This window comes from Micromonospora sp. CPM1 (assembly GCF_023896895.1).
Classification (GTDB): domain Bacteria; phylum Actinomycetota; class Actinomycetes; order Mycobacteriales; family Micromonosporaceae; genus Micromonospora; species Micromonospora tulbaghiae.
Genome location: NZ_JAMHIU010000003.1, coordinates 1 through 11,484, shown reverse-complemented (window position 1 = coordinate 11,484; position 11,484 = coordinate 1). Strand labels below are relative to the sequence as shown.

The window sequence follows — 11,484 nt, the reverse complement described above, 5'->3', positions numbered from 1 at the left end:
GGGGACCGGGGGCGGGGGTCAGGGCTGGAGCACCAGCCGGGCGGCGACCCGGCCGGCGAGGACGTCGTCCACCGCGTCGTTGATCTCGTCGAGCTTGCGGGTCTCGTAGACGACCCGGGTGCGGCCGGCGGCGTGCAGCGCGAAGACCTCGGCCAGGTCGGCGCGGGTGCCGACGATCGAGCCGAGCACCGTGATGCCCTTGAGCACCGTCTCGAAGACGGGCAGGGTGATCGCGTTGTCGGCCGGCAGCGACACCAGCACCAGCCGGCCGCCGCGGCGCAGCGAGCGGTGGGCCTGCTCGATCACCCGGGGGCTCGCGGCGAGCACGATCGCCACGTCCACGCCGCCCAGCGCGGTGATCCGCTCGACCGGGTCGGTGGTGGTGGCGTCGACGGTGTGCGCCGCGCCCAGCGACGTGGCCAGCTCCAGCTTCTCGGCGGTCACGTCCACCGCGACCGTCTCGGCGCCGAAGATCTGCGCGTACTGCTGCGCGAGGTGGCCGAGGCCGCCGATGCCGAAGATCGCGACCCGCTCGCCCGGCCGCACCCCGGCGACCTTGACGGCCTTGTACGTGGTGACGCCCGCGCAGGTCAGCGGCGCGGCTTCGAACGGGTCCACGCCGTCGGGCACGCGGACCGCGTAGCGGGCGGCGGCGACCGCGTACTCGGCGTGCGCGCCGTCGATGCTGTAGCCGGTGTTGCGCTGCGACTCGCACAGCGTCTCCCAGCCGGTCACGCAGTACGAGCAGGTGCCGCAGGCCCAGCCGAGCCAGGGCAGCGCGACCCGGTCGCCGACGGCGTGCTCGATGACGCCGGGGCCGACCTGCTCGACCAGGCCGACGCCCTCGTGACCGGGCACGAACGGCGGGGTGGGCTTCACCGGCCACTCGCCGCGGGCGGCGTGGATGTCGGTGTGGCAGAGTCCGCTGGCTTCGATGCGGACCAGGATCTCGCCCGGGCCGGGCTCCGGCACGGGACGCTCGGTGATCTCCATCGGACGGTCGAACGCGGTGACGACACTGGCGCGCATCGGGGGCCTCCCTCGGTCTCGTTCTCACCCTCAGCGTCGTCGGTCCGGGCGCTGCCGGGCAGGGGCGCAGGACCGCGGTGACCCGGGACCAACGGCCCCCTCCCGGGCGGGGAACGGCGGTACGGCCGCCGGTGACGTGCCGGCGGCCGTACCCCGGTGGTGGTCAGCGGTCGACGACCAGGCGGCGGGCCCGCAGCACGCGCGCCCACCACGGCCGGTCGTCCGGGCGCAGCCGCGGCGCCGGCACGCCGCGCAGGCTGACCCAGCCGCCCGGCCCCATGGTGACGGTGCCGACCGACGGCGGTCGGCGCCGCGACCACACCGCCACGGCGGCGGTGAGCGCCGCGACCGCGAACGCGCCGGTGGCGGCGGCGACGAGCTGGTCGGGTTCGACCACGCGCCGGTAGCGGACCCGGCCGCCGGCCGCGACGAACACGCCGAGCGGGCGGCCGTCGCGGTGCACCGGCACCAGCGCGGCGTCCCCGGGCAGTTCCAGCACCGGGCCGACGGCTCCGGCCGGCGCGGGGGCGGGCGTCGCGGCCTTCGGCGGCGCCGGGCGGGGGAGCGGCGTGACAGCCGGTCCGGTCGGGTTGAAGATGGCGGTCATGACGCTGCCCTCCTAGCGGGAGTCGGACTTCTCGGTGCGGGCCTCGACCGCGGCGCGGCCGGCGGCCAGCCGCGCCACCGGCACCCGGTACGGCGAGCAGGAGACGTAGTCGAGCCCGGCCGCGGCGAAGAACCCGATCGAGTCCGGGTCGCCGCCGTGCTCGCCGCACACCCCGACGGTCAGGTCCGGCCGGGCCGCCCGCCCCTCGGCGACGGCGAGCCGGACCAGCCGGCCCACCCCGGTGGCGTCGATGCTCTCGAACGGCGACACCGGGAAGATCCCCCGTTCCAGGTACGTGGAGAAGAACGCCCCCTCCACGTCGTCCCGGGAGAACGCCCAGGTCATCTGCGTCAGGTCGTTGGTGCCGAAGGAGAAGAACCGCGCCTCGGCGGCGATGTCCCCGGCGGTCAGCGCCGCCCGGGGCGTCTCGATCATGGTGCCGACCGGGATCTCCGGTGCGTCCGGCACCTCGGCCAGCACCCGCCGCGCCTCGTCCGCCACCGCGGCGAGTTCCCGCACGTCACCGACCAGCGGCACCATGATCTCCGGGCGGGGGTCACCGCCGGCCCGGACCCGCTGCGCGGCCGCCTCGGCCAGCGCCCGCACCTGCATCGCGAACAGGCCCGGCACCACCAGCCCGAGCCGTACGCCCCGCAGCCCCAGCATCGGGTTCGTCTCGTGCATCCGCCGCACCGCCGCCAGCAGCACGCCGTCGTGGCCCGGTTCCTCGCCGCGCGCCTGCGCGCCCGCCACCCGGGCGGTCAGCTCGGCCAGCGGAGGCAGGAACTCGTGCAGCGGCGGGTCGAGCAGCCGGACGGTGACCGGCAGCCCGTCCATCGCGGTGAGCAGCCCGAGGAAGTCGGCCCGCTGCAACGGCAGCAGTTCGTCCAGCACAGTGCCCACCTCGGCCGGGCTCTCGGCCAGGATCAGCCGCTCGACCAGTTCCCGGCGCTCGCCGAGGAACATGTGCTCGGTGCGGCACAGCCCGATCCCGGCGGCACCGAGTTCGCGGGCGCGGCGGGCGTCGTCCGGGGTGTCCGCGTTGGCGTGGACACCGAGCGTGCGTACCGCGTCGGCGTGCCCGAGCAGCCGGTGCACGGCGGCGACCAGCGGGTCGGCCTCGGGCCGCAGCTCACCGGTCAGGTACCGGGCCACCGGGGACGGCTGCACCGGCACCTCGCCGAGCCAGATCCGCCCGCTGGTGCCGTCGATCGAGATCACGTCGCCGGCGCGCACCACCTGCTCGCCCACCGTGAACTCGCCGCGCTCGACGTCGATGGCCAGCGCCTCGGCGCCGCACACGCAGGTCCGGCCCATGCCCCGGGCCACCACGGCGGCGTGCGAGGTCTTCCCGCCGCGCGAGGTCAGCACCCCGGCCGCGGCGATCATGCCGGGCAGGTCGTCCGGGTTGGTCTCCGGCCGGACCAGGATCACCGGTCCGTCGGCCGCCGCCGCGGCGGCCGAGTCGAACACCACCCGCCCCACCGCGGCGCCGGGCGAGGCGCCGACGCCGACCGCGAGCGGCTCGGGCGCGCCGGCGGCGTCGAAGGCCGGGAACATGAGCTGGGCGAGCTGCGCCCCGCTGACCCGGGTCAGTGCCTCGTCGGCCGTGATCAGGCCCTCCTCGGCGAGCTGCGCGGCGATCACGAACGCCGCCGCCGCGGTGCGCTTGCCGACCCGGGTCTGGAGCATCCACAGCCGGCCGCGCTCGATGGTGAACTCGACGTCGCACAGGTCGCGGTAGTGCCGCTCCAACGTCGCCATGATCTCCCGCAGCCGGTGGAAACTCGCCGGGTCCAGCCGCTCCAGCTCGGTCAGCGGCACCGTGTTGCGGATGCCCGCCACCACGTCCTCGCCCTGCGCGTCGGTCAGGTAGTCGCCGTACACGCCGGGGGCGCCGGTGGCCGGGTCGCGGGTGAACGCCACCCCGGTGCCGGAGTCCGGGCCGAGGTTGCCGAACACCATCGCCATCACGTTGACGGCGGTGCCCAGGCCGTCCGGGATGCGCTCCTGCCGCCGGTAGATCCGGGCCCGCTCCGAGTGCCAGGACTCGAACACCGCGCGTACGGCCAGGAACAGCTGCTCGTGCGGGGCCTGCGGGAAGTCGTGCCCGACGTGCCGGGCGAAGATCTTCTTGTACGTCTCGACCAGGTCGCGCAACTGCCCGGCGCCCGGACCGTCCGGCCCGGCGGTGGCCCGCAGCGCGGCCAGCTCGTGCTCGAACTCCTCGGCCGGGATGCCGTGCACGGTCCGGCCGAACATCTGGATCAGCCGCCGGTACGAGTCCCAGGCGAACCGCTCGTCGCCGGTGCGGGCGGCCAGCCCGGCCACCGTGGTGTCGTTGAGCCCGATGTCGAGGATCGTCTCCATCATCCCCGGCATCGAGTACCGGCCGCCGGAGCGGACCGCCAGCAGCAGCGGGTCACGCGGGTCGCCCAGCCACCGGTCCAGCCGCGCCTCCACCTCCCGCAGATGCGCGTTGATCTCCTCGTACAGGCCGTCCGGCGGCGCGCCGGTGGCCAGGTACGCCCGGCACGCGTCGGTGGTGACGGTGAACCCGGGTGGCACCGGCAACCCGAGCCGGGTCATCTCGGCGAGGTTCGCGCCCTTGCCGCCGAGCAGGTCGGCCCGGCTGCGGTCACCCTCGATGAAGTCGTAGACGTACTTCGACATGGTCCGGCCTCCTCGACTGCGTCGTTCCACCTCCTTGGTAACCGGGGCGGCCGGCGGCGCGGCAGGGCCGGACGGGACACACACCGGGCCGGAGGTCCCGACCGTGTCGGAGGGTGCCCGTATCGTTCCGGCCGTGACAGACGAGGTGCTGCTCCGCCCGGTGCGCGACGACGACCTGCCCGCCTTCTTCGCCCACGAGCAGGATCCGCAGGCGAACTGGATGGCCGCGTTCGGCCCGAAGGATCCGTCCGACCGGGCCGCGTTCGACGCGCACTGGGCGCGCATCCGCGCCGACGAGCGGATCGTGAACCGCGCCGTCATCGCCGACGGCCGGCTGGTCGGGCGGGTGGCGGCGTTCCCGGTCGGCGAGCAGACCGAGGTCAGCTACTGGATCGACGCGGCGCACTGGGGGCGCGGCCACGCCACCGCCGCGCTGCGCGCGCTGCTGCGGGAGGTGCCGCACCGGCCGCTGCACGCCCGCGCCGCCAAGGACAACGCCGCCTCGCTCGCGGTGCTGCGCAAGTGCGGCTTCGTCGTGGTCGGCGAGGACTCGGGGTACGCCCCGGCGCGCGGCACCGAGGTCGAGGAGTACGTACTGGAGCTGCCCGCCGAGGGGTCTGACCAGGCAGACCGCTAGTCTCCCCGGGTGAACTGGCTGGAACTCGTCGGCTGGGCCGGCTCCGCGCTGCTGGTCTGGTCCCTGCTGCAGACCCGGATCCTGCGGCTGCGCGCGCTCAACCTGGTCGGCTGCCTCATCCTGATCGGCTACAACACCGCCGTGCAGGTCTGGCCGATGGTCGGGCTGAACGTCGTGCTCGCCGTGATCAACGTCTGGTACCTGCGCAAGCTGCTCGCCACCCGGCACGACGAGCAGACCTACCAGGTGGTCGAGGTGGGCACCGGCGACGCCTTCCTGGCCCACACGCTGCGGGTGCACGCCGCCGACATCGCCCGGTTCAACCCGGGCTTCCACTGGGACCCGGCCGCCGCCGACCGCTCGGCGTTCCTCGTGGTACGCGCCGACGAGGTGGTCGGCGTGATGCTCTCGCACGCCGAGCCGGGCGGGGTGGCCCAGATCGACCTGGACTACGTGACCCCGCCGTTCCGCGACTTCACGCCGGGGGAGTTCGTCTACCGGCGCAGCCGCCTGTTCACCGACCGGGGTTTCCGCCGGGTGGTCAGCCCGCCCGGCATGATCGCCCCCTACTACCACCGGCTCGGGTTCCGCCCCGAGGGCGGCGCGTACGTGCTCGACCTGCCCGTACCGGCCTGAACCGGGCTCCGGCGGGCGACGCCCGGGGCCGGTCATGATTCGGCGGCGGGCCCGCGGGGCAACACAGGGGCCACGCCGACCGGATCTGCCGGCCGGCGCGTCGGCCATCGGCCGATCCGGATCGGGCCGAGGGAGATAACCGGTCGTGCAGAGCTACTGGAGCCAGCTTGCCCTGGTCGGTGTGCTGGTGATCCTCAACGCGGCGTTCGCCGGCAGCGAGATGGCCCTGGTGTCCCTGCGTGACAGCCAGGTGCAGCGGCTGGAGCGCAGCGGCCGGGGCGGACGCACGCTCGCCCGCCTCGCGAAGGACCCGAACCGGTTCCTGGCGACCATCCAGATCGGCATCACGCTCGCCGGGTTCCTCGCCTCCGCCGCCGCGGCGGTCTCCCTGGCCAAGCCGCTCGTCCCGCTGCTGGGCGTCTTCGGCAACGCCGCCGAGACGGTCGCCATCGTCGCGGTCACGCTGGTGCTCACGTTCGTCACGCTCGTCTTCGGCGAGCTGGCGCCGAAGCGGATCGCGATGCAGTCGGCCGAACGGTGGGCGCTGCTGGTGGCCCGTCCGCTCGACGTGCTGTCCAGCATCACCCGGCCGGCCGTCTGGCTGCTGGGCGCGACCACCGACCTGGTGGTACGCCTGTTCGGCCTGGACCCGAAGGCCGAGCCGGACGAGATCGGCCCGGACGAGCTGCGCGACATCGTGGCCGGCAACCACGGCTTCACCAAGGAACAGCGCACGATCATCGCCGGTGCGGTGGAGATCGCCGACCGACAGTTGCGGGCTGTGCTCGTACCCCGGCTGCAGGTCTTCACGCTCGACAGCGGCACCACGGCGGAGGCCGCCCGGCTCGTCCTGGCGGCGACCGGCCATTCCCGGGCGCCGGTGGTGCGCCACGGCGGCCTGGACGAGGCGGTGGGCGTGATCCACCTGCGGGATCTGGTCGGCGTCCCGGACGACCGGCCGGTCGACGAGATCGCCCGTCCGCCGATGCTGCTGCCCGACTCGCTGCCGGTGGTCGACGCGCTGCGCCAGTTCAAGGCCGAACGCCAGCACATCGCGCTGGTGGTCGACGAGCGCGGCGCGGTCGACGGGATCGTGACGCTGGAGGACATCCTGGAGGAGATCGTCGGCGAGATCTACGACGAGACCGACCGGGACCTGCGCGCCGTGCGCACCGAGGCCGACGGCACGCTGGTGCTGCCCGGCACGTTCCCGGTGCACGACCTGACCGACCTCGGCGTGGAGCTGCCGAACCGGCCCGTGGGCGACTACACCACAGTCGCCGGGCTGGTGCTGATCTGCCTCGGGCACATCCCGACGGTGGCGGGGGAGCAGGTGACCGTGGACGGCTGGGAGCTGGCGGTGGCCGACGTCGACCAGCGGGCCATCACCGAGGTGCACGTCCGCCGCCGCGGCCGCCACGACGGCTCCCCGGACGGCGACATCACCGACGACGCCGCCGACCCGGCCGACACGCCGGAACTGGACGACGCCCGCCGCTGACCGGCGCCCGGCGCTCGCTCCACCGGCGCTCGGCTCAGCGGCGCTCGGCTCAGCGGGGCCGGCTCGGCGGGGCCGGCTCAGCGGCGCCCGGCGGGCGGGCCGAACGGGAAGCCGGGCACCGGCGGGAGCAGCTGCACCGCGTCGGCGGGCAGCTGACGGGTGCTCCGCCCGACCAGCCGGGCGATGATCCGCAGCAGCCACGGCCCGGACGGGTGCAGCTCCGGGCCGATCAGCCGGCTGATCACCCGGGTCCACCAGTGCCCGGCGACGATCACGTCGGTGATCCGCAGCCGGTCCGGCGGCCACCCGCCGCGCACCACCACGTCCACCACCCGGCCCAGCCGCCGCCCGTGCAGGTCGTACGCGGTGCGGCCGAGCAGCTCACCCGCTCGCACGGCCGGACCCCGGGATGCGCTCGATCAGGTGCCGGCGCAGCCACGCCTCCACCGGTGACGGCGGCAGGTCCGCCGCCGGGCAGCGCAGCCGCACCGCGCTGTCCACGCGGGCGACCTCGGCCAGCGGTACGCGCAACGGCGGCACCGGCGGGTCGTCGGTGAACCGGTCCGCCACCGCCACCAGCAACCGCCCGACCCGCCCGCCGATCCGCTCGCCGAGCGCGCCCTGCCCGGTGAGCAGGGCGTCCACGTACGGGAAGCCCTCGTCGTCGACCGCGAACGCGATGTCGTCGACGCGCCCGACCAGGAGTCCGTCCACGTCGACGATCTGCCGGTCGAGCAGCCGCTTGGCGAGCTGAACCCTCATCGCCCCATCCCCGTCATGATCGCCAGTGGGATCGCCGCCACCGAGGCCGCCACGATGAGCAGCAGGAACACCGCGCCGAACAGGTTCATCCACCGCCCGTTGACCCGGTCACCGAGGTACCCGCGGTCGTTGGCGACCACCAGGATCGGCAGGTACGTCAGCGGCAGCACCACCGCGCTCAGCACCAGCATGTACTCGGTCAGCCGCACCGGGTCCACAGTCGTCATCAGCATCACCACACCGAGCAGCAGACCGACGAGCAGCACGCTGTGGAACCGGGCCGCCTCCCGGGGGCGGACCCGTTTGCCCCACTGCCACCCGAAGTACTGCGCCGCCGCGTACGCCGCCGACAGCCCGGTCTCCAGCGCCGCGCCGAACGTCACCGCGAAGAACGCCAGCACCGCGGCGGCCAGGCCGGCGCCACCGAGCGCGGTCGCCACCGGCCGCGCCACCTCGTCCAGCGTGCTCAACGACGCCCCGGACGGGTGGTAGGCCACCGTCGCGACGGCGATCAGCGACAACGCCAGGAACCCGCCCACCGGGAAGCCGATCAGCACGTTCGAGCGGGCCCGCGCCAGGTCCGCCGCGCTCCACCGCTCCTCGACGCCGCCGGAGGAGAAGAAGAACACCTCGTACGGGCTCACAGTCGAGGCGAACAGCGCCACCGCCACGAACCAGTACAGCGGCCAGCCGTGTCCGGCCGAGCTGACCTGCCACACGCCCTGCCCGAGTTCCGGCCAGTCGGTCGGCAGCGCCACCAGCGCGACCGCGAACACCAGCAGCGACAGCCCGGCCAGCCCGAAGATCCGCTCCATCAGCTCGAACCGCAGCCGCCACAGCACCAGCCAGACGGCCAGCGCGGCGAGCGGCACCCAGAACAGGTGGCTCAGCCGCGTCGCCAGTTGCAGCGCCAGCGCCACTCCGCCCAACTCCGCGGCGAGCGTGACGACAGTGACCAGCCACGACGCGACCAGGTTGAGCAGCGCCACCCGCGGCCCGAGCCGCTCCCGGACCAGGTCGAACACCGCCCGTCCGCTCACCGCCGCGATCCGGCCGGCCATTTCCGCGTACGCGCAGATGCCGACCACCCCGACCAGCAGCACCCAGGTGTGGGCCATGCCGAACAGCGCGCCGGCCTGACTGGCCGCCACCAGGTCACCGATGTCGACGAAGCCGCCGACGGCCGACAGCACGCCGAGCGTGGCGGCGAACAGCTTCCTCACGTCGGGCCGGGAGCGGGCGTCCTCACCGAGGCGACGATATCGCCGTCAGCGCCCGGTTTCGGGCGAATGCGTCAGGCGGCGGTGAGGTTCTGCAGCCGCACCTGACCGCGGGCCACCAGCCGGCCGTCGGCGTCGGTGATCTCCACGAGCCAGAGCTGCTGGCTGCGGCCCCGGTGCACCGGCGTGCCGACAGCGGTCAGCTCGCCGTCACGCACCGCGCGCAGGAAGTCGGTCTGGTTCGACACCCCGACGACGTTGCCCTTGTCGCCCAGCCAGAGCGCGCCGCCGATGCTCGCCGCCGTCTCCACCACCGAGCAGTAGACGCCGCCGTGCTGGATCCCGTACGGCTGGTGCAGCTCCGGGCGCACCTTCCAGCGGATCACCACCCGGTCCCCGCTGACCTCGTCGAACGTCAGGCCCAGCAGGGCCACGAAGCCACCGGTCAGGTTCGGCATGTCCACCGCGGTTCCTCCTCGCGTTCGACGGGCGCCGCCAGCCTAGTCGCCGCCACGTCGGCAAACCCGGTACGGGCCGGGCCCGGGAATGGGGGAGAATCGGTGACCGTGACCGACAGCAACCTCCCGCAGGGGCGGGACTCCCTGACCGACGACCTGCTGTGGCGGGGCCTGATCCAGGACTCGACCGGCCTCGACGAACTGCGCGAGCTGCTCGACGGCGGGAGCACAACCTTCTACGTGGGCTTCGACCCCACCGCGCCGAGCCTGCACATCGGCAACCTGATGCAGGTCGTCATGGCCCGCCGGCTCCAGCAGGCCGGGCACCGGCCGCTGCTGCTGGTCGGTGGAGCCACCGGGCAGATCGGCGACCCGAAGGAGAGCGCGGAGCGGACGCTGAACCCGCCCGAGGTGATCGCCGGCTGGGTGGAGCGCATCCGCGAGCAGCTCTCGCCGTTCGTCACGTACTCCGGGGAGAACGCGGCGCAACTGGTCAACAACCTGGACTGGACCGGAGAGATGTCGGTGGTCGAGTTCCTCCGGGACGTCGGCAAGCACTTCCCGGTGAACAAGATGCTCGCCCGCGAGGTGGTCAAGGCGCGGCTGGAGACGGGCATCAGCTACACCGAGTTCAGCTACCAGCTGCTGCAGGCCAACGACTACTTCGAGCTGCACCGCCGGCACGGCTGCCGGCTCCAGTACGGCGGCTCCGACCAGTGGGGCAACATCACCGCCGGGGTGGACTACATCCGGCGGCGCGGCGCCGGGCCGGTCGAGGCGTTCACCACGCCGCTGGTGACGAAGGCCGACGGCACCAAGTTCGGCAAGAGCGAGACCGGCACGGTCTGGCTCGACCCGCAGATGACCAGCCCGTACGCGTTCTACCAGTTCTGGGTCAACGCCGACGACCGCGACGTCAGCCGCTACCTGCGCTACTTCAGCTTCCGCTCCCGCGAGGAGCTGGAGGAACTGGAGAAGGCCACCGCGGAACGTCCGCAGGCGCGCCTGGCCCAGCGGGCGCTCGCCGAGGAGCTGACCACGCTCGTGCACGGCGAGCGGGAGATGGCCCAGGCGGTGGCTGCGAGCCAGGCGCTGTTCGGCCGCGGCTCGCTCGACGAGCTGTCCCCGGAGACGCTGCGCGCCGCGCTGACCGAGGCCGGCCTGGTGCACCTCGACGAGCTGCCGGACGTGGCCGGCCTGCTCAAGGAGTCGGGCCTGGTGCCGAGCATGAAGGAGGCCCGGCGGGTGATCGCCGAGGGCGGCGCGTACGTCAACAACACCCGGATCTCCGAGGTGGACGCGACCGTCTCGGCGGACGACCTGCTGCACGGCCGGTACCTCGTGCTGCGCCGGGGGAAGCGCTCGTTCGCCGGCGTCGAGCTGCGCGGATAGTCGCCCGTCGACTGTGTGACGCGGGACGCGCCCAGCGGATTTGACGATCACTCCGCTGGGCGCGTAACTTTCTCTCTGCCAGCGCGGAACGGACGAAACAGGGCGAAAGACCTGGAAGGCCGGAGCGCAGGACCTGAGAACCGGGTGGTGCCCCGGATTCGCCGGGAGGCGGATTTGGCGAGGCGGAACCGACCGGGTAAGGTTGTCGGCCGGTAGGGAAACGGGCGAGCCAGTGGGAAACCGCGGGCGGCCGTCCTGCCGAATTCCTCGGAACGACCGGCGGAAGCCGGCTGAATCGGGGTGCCCGGTAAAAGGGTGATGCACGACGAACTGGGAAACACCGGTTTGACACGGCAGAAACCACCGGGTAACGTAGTAAAAGTGCCCGCTGCGAGAGCGGCGGGTGAGCGAACGAAATACCCCAAGCGGGGTTCCACGGTGTGGGGCTTCTGGTTGGTGTGTGGTTGTTCTTTGAGAACTCAACAGGGTGCTTGTAAAGCCAGTGCCAATTGTTTTATACCCCGGACTGGTGGCTGTTCTTTTTGAGGATGGTTGCTGGTTGGGATTCC

General features: G+C 73.3%; 11 protein-coding genes. 4 read left to right on the top strand and 7 right to left on the bottom strand.

Annotated features, from left to right (window positions below; translation table 11 throughout):
- Nucleotides 1-18: 18 nt before the first annotated feature.
- The 3 genes from M8C11_RS04455 to ppdK form a co-directional block, all read right to left on the bottom strand.
- On the bottom strand, nt 19-1,029 hold the full coding sequence (locus M8C11_RS04455) for a zinc-dependent alcohol dehydrogenase (RefSeq protein ID WP_252448467.1): 1,011 nt from the start codon (nt 1,027-1,029) through the stop codon (nt 19-21).
- Between the two features lie 163 nt (nt 1,030-1,192).
- Nucleotides 1,193-1,636, bottom strand: a complete 444-nt coding sequence (locus tag M8C11_RS04450; protein ID WP_252448466.1) for a hypothetical protein — start codon at nt 1,634-1,636, stop codon at nt 1,193-1,195.
- Between the two features lie 12 nt (nt 1,637-1,648).
- The gene (gene ppdK, locus M8C11_RS04445; protein WP_252448465.1) at nt 1,649-4,309 is read right to left on the bottom strand and encodes a pyruvate, phosphate dikinase; all 2,661 of its coding nucleotides are present in this window, start codon (nt 4,307-4,309) and stop codon (nt 1,649-1,651) included.
- Between the two features lie 133 nt (nt 4,310-4,442).
- Between ppdK and M8C11_RS04440 the strand changes: the two genes are divergently transcribed.
- The 3 genes from M8C11_RS04440 (at nt 4,443) to M8C11_RS04430 (ending at nt 7,083) form a co-directional block, all read left to right on the top strand.
- On the top strand, nt 4,443-4,946 hold the full coding sequence (locus M8C11_RS04440) for a GNAT family N-acetyltransferase (RefSeq protein ID WP_120570463.1): 504 nt from the start codon (nt 4,443-4,445) through the stop codon (nt 4,944-4,946).
- Nucleotides 4,947-4,955: 9 nt separating this feature from the next.
- Nucleotides 4,956-5,582: a hypothetical protein gene (locus M8C11_RS04435; protein WP_120570462.1), complete on the top strand. Its 627-nt coding sequence runs from the start codon at nt 4,956-4,958 to the stop codon at nt 5,580-5,582.
- Nucleotides 5,583-5,727: 145 nt separating this feature from the next.
- Nucleotides 5,728-7,083: a hemolysin family protein gene (locus M8C11_RS04430; RefSeq protein ID WP_252448464.1), complete on the top strand. Its 1,356-nt coding sequence runs from the start codon at nt 5,728-5,730 to the stop codon at nt 7,081-7,083.
- A gap of 77 nt (nt 7,084-7,160) precedes the next feature.
- Here M8C11_RS04430 and M8C11_RS04425 read toward each other — a convergent pair whose 3' ends face one another.
- The 4 genes from M8C11_RS04425 to M8C11_RS04410 form a co-directional block, all read right to left on the bottom strand.
- Complete coding sequence (locus M8C11_RS04425) at nt 7,161-7,478, bottom strand: PRC-barrel domain containing protein (protein ID WP_252448462.1); 318 nt, start codon at nt 7,476-7,478, stop codon at nt 7,161-7,163.
- Nucleotides 7,465-7,845, bottom strand: a complete 381-nt coding sequence (locus tag M8C11_RS04420) for a hypothetical protein (protein ID WP_252448460.1) — start codon at nt 7,843-7,845, stop codon at nt 7,465-7,467. The genes M8C11_RS04425 and M8C11_RS04420 overlap by 14 nt, the downstream gene beginning before the upstream one ends.
- Entirely contained in the window at nt 7,842-9,068 is a 1,227-nt protein-coding gene (locus M8C11_RS04415; protein ID WP_252448459.1) for an NRAMP family divalent metal transporter, read from the bottom strand. The genes M8C11_RS04420 and M8C11_RS04415 overlap by 4 nt, the downstream gene beginning before the upstream one ends.
- Nucleotides 9,069-9,139: 71 nt before the next feature.
- A complete protein-coding gene (locus M8C11_RS04410; RefSeq protein WP_175438812.1) occupies nt 9,140-9,523 on the bottom strand; it encodes a PaaI family thioesterase in 384 nt (127 codons plus the stop codon).
- A gap of 108 nt (nt 9,524-9,631) precedes the next feature.
- Here M8C11_RS04410 and tyrS point away from each other — a divergent pair, with 108 nt between their 5' ends.
- The gene (tyrS, locus tag M8C11_RS04405; RefSeq protein WP_252448699.1) at nt 9,632-10,915 is read left to right on the top strand and encodes a tyrosine--tRNA ligase; all 1,284 of its coding nucleotides are present in this window, start codon (nt 9,632-9,634) and stop codon (nt 10,913-10,915) included.
- Nucleotides 10,916-11,484 lie beyond the last annotated feature (569 nt).